Source organism: Aporhodopirellula sallentina SM41, assembly GCF_000346505.1.
Taxonomy (GTDB): domain Bacteria; phylum Planctomycetota; class Planctomycetia; order Pirellulales; family Pirellulaceae; genus Rhodopirellula; species Rhodopirellula sallentina.
On the sequence record NZ_ANOH01000319.1, the window covers coordinates 44,458 to 61,404 of the forward strand.

Here is a 16,947-nt window from a genome sequence, read left to right on the forward strand (position 1 = left end):
ACATACGCTCTTTGAACCACCTATGGTCCGCTACAACCCCAACGAGATCGAACCCCGCTGGCAATCCTATTGGGACGAACACAATACGTTTGCGACGCCGTCCAAGGCGGACCTTCAAAGTGATGCGGCCAAACGATATGTGCTCGACATGTTTCCTTATCCCAGCGGAGACGGTTTGCACGTCGGTCACCCCGAGGGCTATACCGCGACGGACATCATCTCGCGATTCGCGCGGGCACGAGGCGAAAACGTTCTGCACCCGATGGGATTCGATGCTTTCGGCTTGCCTGCCGAAGAGCATGCGATCCGCACCGGCGAACACCCTCGGGTGCAAACGCAGCGAAACATCGACAACTTCACCCGCCAACTCAAAATGCTCGGTTTCAGCTACGATTGGGACCGTGTCTTAGCAACGACCGACGAAGCGTACTTTCGTTGGACGCAGTGGATTTTCCTCGTTCTGTATGACACCTGGTTCGATACCGAGCTGCAGAAAGGCCGCCCGATTGCGGAACTGCCGATCCCGGACGAGGTGACGCCCAAGGAGAGGAAGCGATCGAACTGTACCGCGATTCACGGCGGTTGGCCTACCAGGATGACGCACTGGTGAACTGGTGTGCGAAGCTCGGCACGGTGCTCGCCAACGAAGAGGTCGTCGACGGCAAGAGCGAAGTCGGCGGGCATCCTGTCAAACGGATTCCGCTGCGGCAATGGATGTTGCGGATCACCGACTACGCCGAACGTCTGCTCGAGGGCCTTGATGACCTCGATTGGCCGGCGGGGATCAAGAAATTGCAGTTCGATTGGATCGGACGCAGTACCGGTGCGGAGGTCGACTTCTATTTGCAATCCGGAGGTGCATCGGGCGAAGACGAAACCGGTCCCTATGTCGCGTGGAAACGCTCGCGGGCAACCAATGGTTTCCCCGGAGAACCTGGACGCGACAGTTTGCGTGTTTACACGACTCGCCCCGATACGCTGTTCGGTGCGACCTACATGGTCGTTTCGCCCGAACACCCGTTGATCGATCGATTGGTAACTCCCGAACAAAAATCGGAAGTCGACGAGTACTGCGAGAAGGCGTCCTTCAAAAGTGACCGCGAGCGAACCGACGGTGACCGAGCGAAGACCGGCGTCTTCACCGGTTCGCATGCGATCAATCCCGCCGACGGAAGAGCCATTCCGGTTTGGGTCGCGGACTATGTTCTCGCTGGATACGGGACGGGTGCGATCATGGCGGTTCCCGCTCACGACGTGCGTGACTTCGAGTTTGCCGTGGCGTTCGATTTGCCGGTGATCCCGGTTGTGAATCCGCCCAAAGATCACGAACAACGCGAAGAAATCCTTGCCGGCAAAGCCTGCTTCGCCGCTGAAGGCGAAGCGATCAACAGCGGCGAGTTTAACGGCAAGTCCACCGCCGAGGTGAAGAAAGCGTTGACGGCCCGGTTGGCCGAAGAAGGGCTCGCACGCGAAGCGGTCAATTTTAAACTGCGAGATTGGTTGTTCAGTCGCCAACGTTTCTGGGGCGAACCGTTCCCGATCCTCCACGAGATCGACGCCGAGGGAAATCCGACCGGGATGAAACGCGCGGTTCCCGAAGAACAATTGCCTGTCACCCTTCCGGAACTCGAAGACTTCAAACCGCACGGACGTCCCGAGCCGCCGTTGGCGAAAGCCGATGACGATTGGTTGATCGTGGAAATCGATGGCAAGCGTTACCGCCGCGAAACCAACACGATGCCGCAATGGGCAGGTTCCTGTTGGTACTACCTGCGATACATCGATCCGAAGAACGAAAAACAGCTTATCGATCCGGAACTCGAGAAAGCATGGATGCCGGTCGATTTGTATGTCGGTGGTGCCGAGCACGCGGTGTTGCACCTGTTGTACTCGCGGTTCTGGCACAAGGTGCTCTATGACCGTGGATATGTGACATGCCCCGAACCGTTTCGCAAACTGGTCAACCAAGGGATGATCCTCGGCGAAGTCGAATTCTCAGGCTATGTCGATGACGACGGGAAACCGGTGTCGGTGAAGAACGTTCGTCGTGACGCAGAGGGCAACCGAGTGACCAAAGACGGCCGCGTGGTTGAGTCGGTGAAGATCGCCGAAGACGACGTCGAGAAGAAAGGCGAAGGCTTCGTTCTGAAGTCCGACCCGTCGATCAAAATCGACAGCCGTGCATTCAAGATGAGTAAAACACGAGGCAACGTGGTCAACCCGGATGGCGTTGTTCGTGATTACGGTGCCGACTCGCTACGGCTGTATGAAATGTTCATGGGACCGCTCGAGGCGACCAAGCCGTGGGTGATGACCGGGGTGGGTGGCGTCCGTGGATTCCTTGATCGCGTTTGGCGATTGATGGTCGACGACAAAGCCGATGAGTTGCAACTCTCCGGTGCCATCGTTGACGAACCTTGCGACGAAGAGCAACTGCGTGTCCTGCATCAAACGATTCGCAAGGTGACCGAAGACACCGAGGCGATGAGTTTCAATACCGCGATCGCGAAGATGATGGAGTTCTCCAATCACTTCACCCGCAGCGAGAAACGACCACGTGCGGCGATGGAAACGTTCCTCGTTCTGTTGCATCCCTACGCACCGCATATTGCCGAAGAGTTGTGGCGATTGCTCGGTCACGAGGAATCCATTTCGAGAGAGCCGTGGCCGCAGTGGGACGAAGAGGCGTTGAAGGAATCGAGCATCGAAATTCCGGTGCAGATCAATGGTAAGCTGAAAGCGAAGATCAACGTGCCGCCCGATGCGAGCAAGGATCAGATGATCGAAGCCGCCAAGGGTGACGAGCAGGTCCAAGCCGCGATCGGTGAAAAGAACGTCGTCAAAGAGATCGCCGTTCCCGGACGCATGGTGAACCTGGTCGTGAAGTAGCGCCGCGTTTGCGGGTTTTCTGACCGTACGGGCGTGTGCGGGGTGATTTCCCCGATACGTGTATTCGCCGTGCGTCTTTGCATGACGTTGGTCGGTCAATGGGATACGTTAGGGGCGGCGGTCAGCGTGCCGCCCCGAATCGTTTTCATGTGATCACTGTCCACCGTCGAGCATCGTTCTCTTGGAATACGGGTACACGAGTCTTCTGCCGCCGCTGTTGGCGATCGTTTTGGCGTTGCTCACGCGGCATGTGTTGTTGCCGTTGGCGGCCGGGATCCTGCTGGGTGCCGGGTTGCTCGCGTGGGGCACGCCGGAATCGGGTTTGGTTCTGACGACGTGCGCAATCTTCGTCCGCAGTATTTGGGACTCGGTTTGGGACGGTGATCATCTGCGCGTGTTGGTGTTCACGCTGCTGCTCGGGATGATGGTCGGTGTGATCGAAGTTTCCGGCGCGATGAAACGCACGATTGCTCGGTTGGCGAGTCGGGTTCGCGACCGCCGCGGGGCACAGGGGATGATCGCCGCGACCGGGCTGGCGGTGTTCTTCGACGACTACGCGAACACGTTGCTCGTCGGAGGGACGATGCGTTCGACTTCGGACCGGTTCGGTCTTTCGCGAGCCAAACTCGCGTATTTGGTCGACAGCACCGCGGCACCGGTGGCCGGTTTGGCTCTGGTGAGTACCTGGGTGGCCACGGAGCTCAGCTATCTGCAGGCGGGCATCGATGCATCCGTTTACTCGGCGAACAACGGCGAGGCTTCGATCGCCGTATTTGATTTCTTTTTGCAGAGCATTCCGTATCGGTTCTATCCGTGGTTTGCACTTTTTCTCGTGTTCGTGATCGCGCGTACCGGTCGAGATTTTGGGCCGATGCACGCAGCCGAACAGGCGGCGTTGAAGGATGCCGCAAAAGAACAACATGGTCATCTTGAAGATGCAGCTCGGGCTCCCGATCCGAAGACGCGGTGGTCGGACATGGGGGCAGCGTTCTCGCCCGTGTTGGTTTGTTTGGCGGCGGTGTTGGCGACATTGATCTACACCGGGATGGCCAGTTTGAGCGAGGGCGACGTGTCGGCTGCCGTCGCGGTGCAGGAGGCAAGCGGTGCGACAGATGGTGCGGTCGGTTGGCTCCGCCGTGCCGGAGACGTGATCGGTTCCGGCGATTCGTATTTGGCGTTGATGGTTGGTGGCGGTGCGGGGTTGGCGACCGCGTTGTTGTTCGCATTTGTCGGCACCGGCGTTTCGAAAACCCAGGTCTTTCGTGGGGTTGGCAGTGGTGCGGCTCAGATGATGCCGGCGATGTTTGTGCTGTGGTTGGCGTGGGCGTTGTCCGCCATGACCGGGAAAGAGGCGTTGGACACGGGAGGTTTCCTCGCGAGCGTTCTGACCGACGCGATTGACATCCGGATCCTTCCGACGTGTGTGTTTCTGCTCGCGGGAGTGATCGCGTTTTCGACGGGCACGAGTTGGGGAACGATGGCGATTGTGACGCCGATCGCGGTCAGTCTCGTGCTGGACATGCAGGCGAATTCGAACTTGGCGAGCGACGTTGTGAACTCACCACTCGCGTTGGCGACATTCAGCGGCGTGTTGGCGGGAGCGATCTTTGGAGACCACTGCTCGCCGATCTCCGACACCACGGTCCTATCGAGCCGGGCCTGTGATTGCGATCACGTCCTGCATGTCAGGACACAGATGCCCTACGCGTTGCTCGCCGGCGGTGTTTGCGTCGTGACGGGAACCCTTCCGGTCGCGTTTGGCGTTCCGGTATGGCTGTGTTTGGCCGCAGGCACCGGCTGCCTGATCGCAGCGGTGCGGTGGCTAGGCAAGCAGCCTGCCGCTTGACCCTATTTCGCCTGAGCTTTCAGTTTGGCAAATCGCGTACGCATTTCGATCAGTTTGGCTTCGTGTTCCGGGTTGGCGGCGAGGTCGTTTTCCTCGAGCGGGTCGGTGGCGATGTGAAACAACTGCTCGCGATCGAATTCGGGCCAGTAAAAATACTTCCAATCTTTCCGCACGAGTGCTTCGGAATACGGGATGAAGTCCTTGCTGCGGATCGTCGGGTGTTCGTAGAAGAACTCCGTTCGCCAAGGTTGTTCGGCGAGCGATGAGGGATCTTCGAGATACAGTTGGCTGATGTCGCGGCCTTGCATTCCATCGGGAGCATCAACGCCGACTGCGGAGAGAATCGTTGGCGCGAGATCAATGCTGAGCGTGAATTCGTCGTTGGTTTGTCCCTGTCGATCGTCCGGGAGTCGTGGGTCGTTGATGATCAGGGGGACACGGATGCTTTCTTGGTGTGGGTACCACTTGTCCGCCAGACCATGTTCGGCGTGGTAGTATCCGTTGTCGGTGGTGAAGATGACCAGCGTCCGATCACGAACACCGTCTTCTTCGAGTTGCTGCAGGATCCGCCCGCAGGTGCTGTCAACTTCGGTTGCCAGACGGTAGTAGTTTTTCATCATCCGTTGGAACTTCTCCGGCGTGTCGAACCGCCAATGCCATCGGTTGCGGCCTTCGTTCTTTTCGTTGCCGACGAATTCAGGTAGACGCTCGAACGATTCTTGTGTGGCGTTGACCGGGACGGGGATTTCGACGTCCTGATACAACGACATGCTTTCGGGTTGCGGGAGAAACTGATCGGGGTGGCCGTCTTGGGCATGCGTGGCGAAGAATGCGACCGTCAGGCAAAACGGTTTGTCTTTGGGGCGTGTTTCGAGAAACTCGAGGGCGTCGTTTTCGTTCTTCGCGGTGACGTGAATCTCAGACCCGTCGGGTTGTTTGAACCAGTGTCTGCCGTAGTAGGAACGTCCGAAGTCGAAATGCTCTGCAGGGAATTTGCCGTTGTGCCACTTTCCAACATGCCCGACGTGGTAGCCGTTCTGGCGAAGCAAACCGGGGTAGGTTTCTTCCCACGGAGTTTGGAAGGCTTTGAACCCGAAGCAACCGTGACGCGACATCATTTGCCCGGTGAACAAACACGCGCGGCTGACTCCGCAGATCGCCGTCGTGACGCAGTTGTGGGTAAACCGAATGGACTCTCCGGCGAGTTGATCGAGATTCGGTGTTTGCACGATCGGATTGCCCGCAACACCGAGCGTGTCAAAACGCCAATCGTCCGCGTAGAGGACGAGAACATTGAGTGGTGGATCGGAAGAGTCAGACGCGTCGGACGTCTGTTCGGTCGGCCCGTCGGCGGCGGACAGGTGCGCGTCTCGCGGGAGTACAACCCGGGTGCTGACGCAGGCAATCGCGATGGTCCACAGGAGAAAATGATGCAGAAAACGCGAGGGAGCGGATACCGATTGAGTCATAGCGCCGGGAGGAATATCGAGGGCTGGAGGTAGGAGACTCCAGCATAGTCGATAGAGTTTGCGGCGTGGTCGGTTGCCACGTTTTCGAGGTTTTAAGGAGCGTTCTTCGCGAACGTTTCCTCACAAGGACGCGATCCGATCCGATCGCTCGTTCCAGCGTCAGTGGAAGGCTCCGTTGGGAACAGATGTCTGATCCTCTCCCGTTCGACTTCAGCCGACGAGGGGTAAGTTAAACGCTACCTCTCCCCGCTCTCTGGTGATAGGCAACGAGGGCCTCGGGAAATAGAACCGGTGATTCAAGTCAACGCAGTAAGAACGAAGGACGATCGTGGAAACAATCCAGTGGGTCAAATTGAGCGAACGGAAACGACGCGTTGCTGGTCAGCACGCAACACGCGAAGTCGCGGGTTTGGGTCACCTTTGCGTCGTTGCATCTCTGCAATCATGGATATTGGTCATGCTGTTCTTTTGGATGGCACAGGGGGCACAGGGGGCACAGGGGGAACGGCCTAACATCCTGTTGGTTTTGGTCGATGACATGGGGTGGAAGGATATGGGGTGCGCCGGCAGCACCTTTTACGAAACGCCGAATCTTGACCGCATGGCGGCCGAGGGCGCCCGCTTTCTGAACGGCTATTCGGCGTCGGTAGTGTGCGCACCTTCGCGTGGTGCGCTCTTTTCCGGCAAGTATCCCGCGCGTACGAAATTGACGAACGTGTTTCATGGACCGCCCGGGCCGGACGACCGCTTGCATGACACGAGCAAGTATTCCGGGGCTGACCATCGGGCGCTCGAAGCGCGGAACCGTCATGTCTTGCCCATTTCGGAGGTGATTTTCGCGGAAGCCTTTGTCGACGGCGGCTACCGGACGGGCTTTTTCGGAAAATGGCATATCGGCGAATGTCCGAACTACTATCCGGACGACCGCGGCTTTCAGGTGGCGAAGGGGTATCGCGTCCAAGCGGTGGGGACGGGAAAGTCGGGCCACTGGATGAAAACCTTCAAAGACTACGGTGCCAACATGGAGGGAGTTGATCCCGAGGCCTACTTGGCCGACGTGCTCACCGACCAATGCATCGACTTCATGACCAAAAACAAAGACCGACCTTTTCTGGCGGTACTCTCTCACTATTTGGCCCACGCACCTATCCATCCCAAACCCGAAAAGGTAGGCCACTATCAAAACAAACCCGCCACCGATCAGAACAATCCCCAATACGCGGCGGTGATGGAATCGATCGATGAAAGCATTGGACGTTTGTCCGCGGCGCTGCAGGAGTTGGGCTTGGAAGAAAAAACGCTGGTTTTGTTTACGTCAGATAACGGCGGTTGGACGCCGCGCGCCACATCGAACTATCCGCTCATGGGTGGCAAGAGTTTTCCGTTCGAAGCCGGCACGCGGGTGCCGTTCATCGTGAAGTGGTCCGGGAAAATCAAGCCGACGGTTTCGCAAGAGCGTGTGATCGCGATGGATCTCTATCCCACGATGTTGGCCGCGACCGGATTGCCGCAACGCCCGCAGCAACACGTTGATGGGATCAACCTGATGCCGCATCTCACGAAGGGGACTGAGCTGGAGGACCGTCCTCTCGTCTTTCACTTTCCCCATTACACACACGCCACCGGACCGTACTCGGCGATCATTGTCGACGGATGGAAACTGATACGGTTTTTCAACGACGAAACCGGGGGATGCTTGCTTTATAACTTGAAGGATGATCCCTACGAGCAAAAGGATCTTGCGGCGACTACTCCCGAAAGGCTGGCTGCTCTCAACCATCGATTGGATCTCGCATTGAAGGGAATGTCGGCCGAAATGCCGCGGCGCAATCCCGCGAGGAAAAAGACGAGTCCTGGAATGAACCTGTCTTCTGTAAAAGAGCTTGCCGAGAAAGAACGCGCCATCTTCGAGGCGCGGTTGGGCAAATAGAGAAGACGCCCTGGTGCATTACCAGCCACGATCAGCTCCGGATCGCCTAAAGGCTGGACTCCAACGGTGTCTGTGCCGAGCGTCTGGATTCGGTTGCCGTGATCCTAGTGGTGCGTCAAAGCCTCGTTTTCGGGTCGCGAAACTCGCCAACGGTTTGTCGATTTAATTCAAGAGTCAACCTGTTTTCGTTTAACCGGTAGCCGTAGGCGACGTGCAGTGGCAAGCAGGTCGCCTTTGGCTGCCCGTTAAACGAATAAATCAACAGCCCGCCAAGAGTTTCGGGAGGGCTCGTGAATTACCGAAAGTCTTGGCGACTTTTGCTACGCCTTTGAATCCTCATTCTTGATCGTGACGCGGCACAAGGCTCTCAGGATGCTTTGCGGATCCAGACTGCGGAGGCTTGGCCTTGAGGCGTCACGTTGACGCTGATGAAGCTGTCGCCGGCTGGAACGCCAGGGGCGTTGACCGCGTTGATCGGGCAGTTTTCATCGAGCGATTCGAGGTTGCGAATCGGGAACAGGTCGCCGCCGAGGCTTTTGAGGCTGGCGATGATTTCGACCATGCCGCCACCGGCACCGAGGTTGCCGAAGTGGCCTTTGGCGGTCGTGACCGGTGGTTGTGTTTTCGCGTCGCCGAACACTTCGCAGATCGCAGCGGCTTCATCTTTGTCGATGTCGACATCCGACAAACCGTGAGCGTGAATATGTCCGATCGGCGTTTCGCCGTGGCCGGCTGCTTTGGCCGATCGCAGGGTCGCTTTGAGTGCGTTGGCGATCGCGATTTGAATCGGGCGTGGCCCGCCGCTCTCGCCCACCGCACTGGTGCCGTAGCCGAGTACTTCTCCGAGGATATTGGCGCCGCGTGCTTCGGCGTGTTCGCGAGCTTCACAGAGCATCGAGGCGGCGCCTTCGCCAAGAACGCTGCCGTCGCGGCTGGAATCGAACGGTCGCGACATCGTGTCGCAGTCGTCGCGATTGCCGGCGAGTTTTTCCTGCAGCGACGCGTGCAAGGTCCGCAGCGGGTGGACACGTGAACCGGTCGCGCCGACGACCAACGCTTCGGCATGGCCGCGCAAGATGGTCGAGGTGGCTTCCGCGATCGCTGCTCCACCGGAGGCTTCCCGCAGGGTCAGTGAGTTATTCGGACCGCGTAGATCGTTGTAGATCGCGATATGCGACGCCGGCATGTTGGGGAGGTATTTCAACAACCACAGCGGGTTGACCTTCGGCAGTCCCAACTCGCCCCATTTGGCGAAGTTGAATTCCCCGTCCTCGATGCACGCGGCGATCCCGGCGGTGTATTCGTCCGGCAACGACATGATGTAGTCGGAACCGAACAGCACACCGGTACGGTCGCGGTCGAATGTTTCGGCCGAGTGTCCGGCGTCATGCAGAGCCAACTGGGCCGATGCGACCCCCATTTCGATCTCGCGGCACATCACTTTGCTACCTTTGCGGATCGTCCGCTGCAGCGCCTTTTCGAGCGGACCGTAGTCGCTGATGTGCCCGGTGAACTGAGTCGCCTCGGCACCATAGCTCGCCGAAAACGCCTCGGTCGGTACTTGGGTGAAGGCTGCGATCCCGGATTTGCCGGCATTCAGACCGTCGACCAGTTCGTCCGGTGTGTTGCCCAGCGGGCTGATAACGCCTAATCCGGTGATCACGACACTCGTGACAGGACGACGAGGCGATCCGTTCGAATTCACCGAAGTATCGACAGCGGGCGAGTTTGCGGGTGGGGATGCGGACATGAAGTAGTAGTGTTGGCAAAGGAGGTGGATTTCACAACGACGCGAAGATAGCAAATCCGGACGGCGGAAGGAACGTCGCTCCAAAGTACAGATAGCGGAGCGGAATGGCCGCACCCACGAATGACTGATTCGCAGGTAACTCCGCCTGCAACCCGCGTTTTCGAGTTGTCCGTTGGCGATCGCCGAGCGTTCAGCGTGTGCGTTTATCGGCCATTTGTCGACGCGGTTTCCTAATCTGTAGCGTGTTTTCAAAAGTGGCACGCCGAATGCAACTCAGTCTCCACCGCTCGCCCAACAGAGAATCGCAGGGCTGAAAACCGCACAACTTTTTGGAAGGAGATTGCTATGAATCGAGAAGAAATCAAAGGCCACTGGAACGAAGTCAAAGGACGCCTCAAAGAGCATTGGGGGCAACTCACCGATGACGACCTGAGTCAAGCCGAAGGCAACGCCGACCAGCTCGTCGGAGTCGTCCAGCAGAAGACCGGTGCAACGCGTCGTGAGATCGAAAACTTCATCGACGGAATGTTCAACGGTTCGATGAGCGACCAAGCCGCCGAGACCGTTCAGCAGTATGCCGACACGGCTCAGCGGATGGCCGATGAGGCGACCCAATACGCACGCCAGCAAGCCGACCGGATCGCCGCGTATTCGTCGGACTACTCCGCCAAGGTCGCCCATACGGTTCGAACGCGACCTGCCGAATCGATGGCGATCGCCTTCGGGTTGGGGATCGCCGCCGGTGCGTTGTTCTTCCTCGGCCGAAAGAAATAGTCATGGCTGTCACGACCGCAACACGCCGTCAGTCCGAAGCAATTCGCGCCTCGATGCGCGAGATTCGCAGCGAACTGCCCTATGACGTCGACGACGCTCGCGAGCGCGTGAAGCAACTGTCGGATTGGAAGTACCACGTGTCGCGTCGGCCGCTCGCGGTCATGGCGGCAACCGCCGTGCTCGGCTACCTGGTCGTGCCCGCCAAGCGATCGGCCCCGGTGGTCGTCCGTCACGAGACATCAGCACCGCCGGCAGAGCCAACCAAGCGAGGTCTGCTCGGCGGGGTTGCTGGCGCCTTCGCGACACTGTTGATGCGTCAAGCCGCAACGGTGGCTGCGAACCAAATCGCCACCAAGTTCTCAGCGGGCGGTGCGATGCCTTCCAGCGCACCCGTCGACTCGATGAGCCCACACCCGGAGATCCGTCAATGATTGCTCCCATCCAGAACCGTCCCGATGTCGCCCGCCACCACGCCGTCGCAGTCGAAGAAGACGAACAGCGGCCCGTGCGTGTGCTCGAGCGGTTCGTTGAGAAACAGCCAGTCGCGGCGCTGTCCGCCGCACTCGTATTTGGGCTGACCGTTGGTTGGCTCGTGAAAAGAAAGAATTGGTGACCCCAATGCAAGATAACCCTTCATCCAGACCATCGAGTTTCCGACGCGTCGCGCAAGACGTGTGTGAGTTATTCGAGTTGCAGATGCAGTTGATTTCGGTCGATTCGCAAGAAGCAAAACGAAAGCTCACCCGGTCGATTGTTTTTGCGGTTACTGCCGCCGTCCTGGCGGGATCCGCGTTGACGGTGTTGATGATCGCGTTCGGCTTGCTGCTCGGTGAGTTCACGGAACTGTCTGACGGTGGGGCGATGTTGGTGGTTTGCCTGCTGGTCTTCGTAGTGGTCGCGGTGCTCGGGTGGCTCGCCCTGCGAGCGGTTCAAGCGGCGAGCGATGCGATGGCGGAAACCAAGTCCGAGTTCGCAGAAAACCTGCGATGGCTCAAGGCGACGTTGATCGCACCCGAGAGCTCACCGCGGAACCAATTCCGCCGCGAGTCATTCGACGACCCGCACGCCGCTTCCCGCCGCCCATCAAACGAGGGCGGGTACGACGAATCCCATTACTCCGATCGTTTCCTCGAACGTAACCCCCTTTCCCATAGGTAAATCTCATGTCGCAGTCCGTTAATCCCACCGCAACTCATCATCCCACCGCAACCCACACGGAACAGGTCTCCGATCAGGCACGTCAGGCCGCTTCCCGAGCAGCCAGCCAGGCCGGTGAAGTGGCCCAGGACGCCGCCCGTCACTTCGTCCGTGAGCCGGCTCAGGATCTGTTCAGTATCGCGAAGCAGTACGCACGCGAAAATCCCGACGTTGCCGCTTGCTGGGCGTTCGGCCTCGGCGTCATTGTCGGATGGAAACTGAAACCGTAGGCCGCAACCACCGCGGCATCGCCAGCCCACCGTTCGCCGCGGTGGGCTCGTCGCGTTCCACGGCCAAGAGTCAGGGCAAATGCCGTAGCGAAAGTCGCCAAGACTTTCGGTGATTCCCAGGACCTGCCGAAACTCTCCGCGAGTTTCGCTACGAGTCGTCTGTGGTGGGCGAGTTGTTGTTGAAATCCATCGTGCTGCCCCTAATCGCCGCCTCTCGCTTTGTCCGGCCGGTGGCGTTTGTTCGAGCCATTTCTGACCGTGGTTCGCTGTTTTATCAAAGAAGTTCCCGGTTCTCCTTTTAGGGCCGAGTCCATGAATTCTTCTCCTAATGGGGTGTCCTCATTTTGAACCGATCGACACCCGATTCACTCATCGCGTAAACTCGCAGGTGCAAATCTATGTCCGCTGGAATTGCTGTTCCAAAGAATTCGCCATCGAAGGTGGATCAAACGCAGCCCAAATCCTCTTGGTGCAAAACCATGCCGAGTTTATTAGTTATCGACGATGATCGTCTCATTCTGACGCTTGCGCAGAAATCCCTCGCGTCGATAGCCGATGTCGAAACCGCGTCATCTGCGGCCGAGGGGATGGAAAAGCTGAAAGCGGGTGATTTCGACGCCGTCCTGTTGGATATCCAGCTGCCCGATCAGAACGGGTTGGCGGTGTTCTGCGAAATCCGCGAATACGACCGCCGCATCCCGGTGATCTTCATGACGATTGAGGCGGCCAGTAACACCGCGATCGAAGCGATGCAGTTGGGCGCGTTCGACTACATCGCCAAACCTCTCGCGGTCGACCCGTTGCGAGACCTGGTCGAGAAGGCGATCGAGCAGCGACAGATCAGCAGCGTTCCCGTCGCGATTTCGGCGGACGACGAATCGGCTGATGCCAGCGGCGAGTTGTTCATCGGTCGCTCGCCCGCGATGCTCGATGTGTTCAAAGCGATCGGGAAGGTCGCCAAGCAGGACGTTCCGATTCTTGTCCGCGGCGAGAGCGGGACAGGGAAAGAACTGGTTGCCCGCGCGTTGTACCAATACAGCCGGCGTAGCGAAGAGACGTTCCTCGCGGTGAACTGTGCCGCGTTGCCGGACAACCTTCTCGAAAGTGAACTTTTCGGTCACGAGAAAGGGGCGTTCACCGGAGCCGAGTCCCGGCGGATCGGTAAGTTCGAACAGTGTAACGGCGGCACGCTCTTCCTTGATGAAATCGGCGACATGGCGTCTCCGGTGCAGGCAAAGGTACTCCGTGTTTTGCAGGACCAACGTTTTGAACGCGTGGGTGGCAACAAAGAATTGAAAACGGACGTTCGCATCATCGCCGCGACCAACCGACCGCTCGAACAGATGGTCGACGATGGCGAGTATCGCGAAGATTTGCTGTATCGACTCAACGGCGTGACGATTGAGCTGCCGCCTTTGCGTGATCGACTCAGCGACGTGCCGGCGTTGATTCGTTTCTTTCTGAGTGGTGCGAAGCGAGAGTTTAACAAACCCGATTTGGAGGGGCTGTCGCCGGAGGCGGTGGAACTTCTGTCGGCCTACGATTGGCCGGGCAACGTTCGCCAATTGCGGGCGGTGATTCGTCGCTGCGTGCTCGACACGGTGATGCCGGTGATCACGCCCGACGGTTTGCCGCGGGAAGTGACCGGGTACAAAGGAACGACCGCGGCGAGCGGTGCGAGTACAGACAAAGCCGCCGCGGGTGCTGGGTTGCCGAAGTTGGTGCGTGACTTGCTCAACAATGGTTCGACCAACGTCTATGCGGAGGCGACTGAGTATATGGAACGTTATGTGATCACCGAGGTATTGCGAGAGACCAACGGGAACCAAAGTCAAGCGGCCGAGATCCTGGGGATTACTCGTGGAAAACTTCGCGATCGTATCAATTCATTCAACATTGTTCTGAAGAGTGACGTCGAAGTGGGGGCTGCAGGATGAATGCCAAGTCAGACATGTCGAAATTGTCGAGCCAGCAGCGAGAGCGTTTTGCCAACGCGCTGGAGCGGGTAGGTGACGATGAGGACATCCTCATCGTGCTCGCCGAGATGGCGACCGAGGATGCCCCGGAGCTTATGAAGAAGCTCGAAGGCGAGATCGCGAACGGCTTCCTCGAAGCCGCTGCGAAAACCGGTCACGCACTGAAAGGGCTGCTCAGCACGTTCGAAACCGGTGAACCCGTTGAAGGGTTGCAGTCGCTGATTGACTCGGCACGCCAAGACGACGAGAAAGAAGTCGTCCACCAGTTCGCAACGCTCAAACCACAGTTGCATCAACTCGTCGAGTCGGTCAGCGAACTCACGTAGACGATCGGCGTTAGGGCATTTTTGCAAATCATGTACGTCCGGTTCCCACCGGACGAATGCGAATCACGAATGCGAATCGGCCGGTAGAAACCGGTCTACGCTGTAGTTGAACTCGGGCGATTTCGGCTACATCGTGCGTGGAGACATGGCTTGTTCGGATTGGGCTTGTTCGGATTGGGCTTGTTCCGTTTCGCCAGGAGCTTTGCCGCTGTACCGTGATGCTCGTTCGTAGAGAGACTGTACTTCGCCGACGACGCCATCAATCGCGGCGCCACGATGGATCGCCGGTTCGCGGCAGCTTTCGCGGATACGGTCTTTGAGAACGTTCGACAACGGTGGTCTGCCTTCGGAGTGACGTTCCCATCCGTTGGTGGACAAGTTCGACGTGAGCTGCTCGGCTCGTTCGTGGTTGAACTCACCGCCCTCTTGGAGTGCGTCGCAGCAGAGTTCAGTGAGGTGTTCGAGCGTGGTTTCGATTTCAGCGTTGGGTGACATCGCGAGTTTCCTGGGAGGACGTGGGTGAACAGGCAGGATTCGCTGCCTACTGCCAACCAACGTCGCAAACATCACGCCAAAGCCGGCCGCGTTATTTGCCGCAATCAATTCAGGTGACCGCAGACGGGCGGCATCAATCGTCGACGTCTTCGTATTCGCCGTCGTCCTCGTATTCTTCTTCGTACTCCTCGTACTGTTCTGCGGTTTCCGCCGAAGCGGTTGCGACGGAATCTTCTTCCGCCTCTTCGCCGTCGACCGGCAACCCTTGCATCTGTTGCCACTGGGCCATGGTCAACAGCACCTCGCGCGATTTCGAACCGTTGTACTGGCCGACGATGCCGTCTTCGGCCATGTAGTCGACCAATCGAGCCGCACGTCCATAGCCGATTCCGAGGCACCGTTGGATCAGCGACAGCGAACCGCGGCCTTCTCGCACGACGACTTCGATCGCGCTTTCGTACAGTTCGTCCTTCTTGCGAAGGTTCTCGACGTTGAGTTCGCCACCGGACGATTCCCCATCGGCGTCGACCTTGAGGTTCATCAATTCGCCGATAAAGCGTTGTTCTCCACCGCTGCTGCAGTGATCGCAGACTCGGTCGATTTCCGCGTCGGAGAGATACGTGCCCTGTCCACGAATCAGCGTGCTCGTTCCCGGCCATAGGAACAACATGTCCCCGTTACCGAGCAATTTGTCGGCCCCGTTTTCATCGAGCACCACGCGGCTGTCCGTCTTACTGGCCACCTGGAAACTCAAGCGTGCCGGAAGGTTACTCTTGATCAAACCCGTGATGACGTCGACGGTCGGTTTCTGCGTCGCGAGGATCAGGTGGATTCCGACCGCACGACTCTTTTGCGCCAGACGAATGATGTGTTGCTCGACATCTTTGCCGGCCGTCATCATCAGGTCCGCCATCTCGTCGGCGATGATCACGATGAACGGGAGTTTGTCGGGCACGTCGCTGCCGCCGTCCTCTTCGTCCACTTCGAGACGACGCAGGACTTCTTCACGGCCGAGATCGTTGTAGCTGTTGATGTGTCGCACGCCTGCTTTGGCGAGCAGCGAGTAACGCTCTTCCATCTTGTCGACGGCCCAGCCGAGAATCGCTTCGGCCTTCTTCATGTCCGTGATCACCGGGTGCATCAGGTGCGGCAGGCGACCGTACCCGCTGAGTTCCACCATCTTCGGGTCGATCATCAACATCCGCACTTCGTCGGGTTTGCAGCACATCAGGATGCTGACGATGATTGCGTTGAGACAGACCGACTTACCCGTACCCGTTCGACCGGCGATCAAAAGGTGGGGCATCTTGGCGAGGTCGACCGGCATCGGTGCACCGGAAACGTCTTGGCCGAGGAAGACGGGGATGTTCATCTTGTGAACGCGCGAGTCGGACTGTTCGATCACGTCACGCAGACGCACGACTTGGCGGATCTCATTGGGGACTTCGATGCCGACGGTGTTCTTGCCGGGAATCGGCGCGACGACACGAACGCTGGGGACTCGCAACGCGATCGCGAGGTCATCGGCGAGGGCGCTGATCTTGTTCAGTCGCAGGCCGGCTTCGAGTTCGATTTCGTACTGCGCGATCACCGGTCCGAGTTGAATATCGGTGACGCGGACGTTGCACCCGAAGTTGCAGATCGTGTCTTGCAGCAGAATCGCTTTGCGGCGGGCTTCGGCTTCCTGCTCGTCGTAGTCGAACCCGTCGCTGCTCTCGAGTAGTTCGAGGCTAGGCAGGTGGTAGTCGGAGAGATCGTCACTGGTGTCTTGAACGGCGTCATCGAGTTGGGCACGCATGTCTTTCTTGCGCGGGATTTGCACGTTCGGTTCGGGCGTTTCCTCGTGAGCCTCATCATTGCGAAGCGAATGCACCTCTTCCTCGATTTCGAGTTCGCGGGTGACCGGTTCGGCTTCTTCCTCGTATTCCTCTTCCTCGACGTACTCCTCTTCTTCGGCCGCATTTTCTTTCGCCGAGCCCAATCCGGTGACGGCTTTTAATCCGGCGGTCAGTGCAGCGGCTTTGCTCAGGCCTTTCTTCGACGTGGTCGCGGTTTCTTCGGCGGT

Annotated in this window: 15 protein-coding genes; 10 read left to right on the forward strand and 5 right to left on the reverse strand. The window is 58.4% G+C overall.

Annotated features, from left to right (window positions below; translation table 11 throughout):
* Positions 1 to 22: 22 nt before the first annotated feature.
* The 3 genes from RSSM_RS35595 (at position 23) to RSSM_RS21215 (ending at position 4,735) form a co-directional block, all read left to right on the forward strand.
* Positions 23 to 610, forward strand: coding sequence for a class I tRNA ligase family protein (locus tag RSSM_RS35595; protein WP_008683697.1), 588 nt, complete (start codon positions 23 to 25; stop codon positions 608 to 610).
* Complete coding sequence (leuS, locus tag RSSM_RS21210) at positions 583 to 2,889, forward strand: leucine--tRNA ligase (protein WP_449314187.1); 2,307 nt, start codon at positions 583 to 585, stop codon at positions 2,887 to 2,889. Before RSSM_RS35595 ends, leuS begins: the two co-directional genes overlap by 28 nt.
* Before the next feature lie 181 nt (positions 2,890 to 3,070).
* Complete coding sequence (locus RSSM_RS21215; RefSeq protein WP_008683701.1) at positions 3,071 to 4,735, forward strand: Na+/H+ antiporter NhaC family protein; 1,665 nt, start codon at positions 3,071 to 3,073, stop codon at positions 4,733 to 4,735.
* 2 nt (positions 4,736 to 4,737) lie between these two features.
* Here RSSM_RS21215 and RSSM_RS21220 read toward each other — a convergent pair whose 3' ends face one another.
* On the reverse strand, positions 4,738 to 6,204 hold the full coding sequence (locus RSSM_RS21220; RefSeq protein WP_008683703.1) for a sulfatase family protein: 1,467 nt from the start codon (positions 6,202 to 6,204) through the stop codon (positions 4,738 to 4,740).
* 457 nt (positions 6,205 to 6,661) lie between these two features.
* On the opposite strand from RSSM_RS21220, the gene RSSM_RS21225 reads away from it, so the two are divergent.
* The gene (locus RSSM_RS21225; RefSeq protein ID WP_144060007.1) at positions 6,662 to 8,134 is read left to right on the forward strand and encodes a sulfatase; all 1,473 of its coding nucleotides are present in this window, start codon (positions 6,662 to 6,664) and stop codon (positions 8,132 to 8,134) included.
* Positions 8,135 to 8,501: 367 nt separating this feature from the next.
* Here RSSM_RS21225 and RSSM_RS21230 read toward each other — a convergent pair whose 3' ends face one another.
* A complete protein-coding gene (locus RSSM_RS21230; RefSeq protein WP_008683709.1) occupies positions 8,502 to 9,884 on the reverse strand; it encodes a beta-ketoacyl-[acyl-carrier-protein] synthase family protein in 1,383 nt (460 codons plus the stop codon).
* Positions 9,885 to 10,229: 345 nt separating this feature from the next.
* Here RSSM_RS21230 and RSSM_RS21235 point away from each other — a divergent pair, with 345 nt between their 5' ends.
* On the forward strand, positions 10,230 to 10,658 hold the full coding sequence (locus RSSM_RS21235) for a CsbD family protein (RefSeq protein ID WP_008683711.1): 429 nt from the start codon (positions 10,230 to 10,232) through the stop codon (positions 10,656 to 10,658).
* A gap of 2 nt (positions 10,659 to 10,660) precedes the next feature.
* The gene (locus RSSM_RS21240; RefSeq protein WP_008683712.1) at positions 10,661 to 11,089 is read left to right on the forward strand and encodes a hypothetical protein; all 429 of its coding nucleotides are present in this window, start codon (positions 10,661 to 10,663) and stop codon (positions 11,087 to 11,089) included.
* Here the strand turns inward: RSSM_RS21240 and RSSM_RS34185 are convergent.
* The gene (locus RSSM_RS34185; protein ID WP_173403173.1) at positions 11,083 to 11,304 is read right to left on the reverse strand and encodes a hypothetical protein; all 222 of its coding nucleotides are present in this window, start codon (positions 11,302 to 11,304) and stop codon (positions 11,083 to 11,085) included. The two genes, RSSM_RS21240 and RSSM_RS34185, sit on opposite strands and share 7 nt — an antisense overlap.
* Between RSSM_RS34185 and RSSM_RS21250 the strand changes: the two genes are divergently transcribed.
* The 4 genes from RSSM_RS21250 to RSSM_RS21265 all read left to right on the forward strand — a co-directional run bounded on the left by RSSM_RS21250 (position 11,277) and on the right by RSSM_RS21265 (position 14,387).
* Positions 11,277 to 11,816, forward strand: coding sequence for a phage holin family protein (locus RSSM_RS21250; RefSeq protein WP_044303196.1), 540 nt, complete (start codon positions 11,277 to 11,279; stop codon positions 11,814 to 11,816). The genes RSSM_RS34185 and RSSM_RS21250 overlap by 28 nt on opposite strands.
* Positions 11,817 to 11,821: 5 nt before the next feature.
* Entirely contained in the window at positions 11,822 to 12,085 is a 264-nt protein-coding gene (locus RSSM_RS21255) for a hypothetical protein (RefSeq protein ID WP_008683718.1), read from the forward strand.
* Between the two features lie 479 nt (positions 12,086 to 12,564).
* Entirely contained in the window at positions 12,565 to 14,022 is a 1,458-nt protein-coding gene (locus RSSM_RS21260; protein ID WP_044303207.1) for a sigma-54-dependent transcriptional regulator, read from the forward strand.
* Between the two features lie 14 nt (positions 14,023 to 14,036).
* Positions 14,037 to 14,387 carry a hypothetical protein gene (locus RSSM_RS21265; RefSeq protein ID WP_236621290.1) on the forward strand — a complete coding sequence of 117 codons (351 nt, stop codon included), beginning with the start codon at positions 14,037 to 14,039 and terminating at the stop codon, positions 14,385 to 14,387.
* 126 nt (positions 14,388 to 14,513) lie between these two features.
* On the opposite strand, the gene RSSM_RS21270 is transcribed toward RSSM_RS21265, so the two are convergent.
* Entirely contained in the window at positions 14,514 to 14,882 is a 369-nt protein-coding gene (locus RSSM_RS21270; protein ID WP_144060008.1) for a hypothetical protein, read from the reverse strand.
* A gap of 133 nt (positions 14,883 to 15,015) precedes the next feature.
* The coding region (locus RSSM_RS21275) for a DNA translocase FtsK (RefSeq protein WP_044303197.1) at positions 15,016 to 16,947 on the reverse strand (1,932 nt) is incomplete at its 5' end.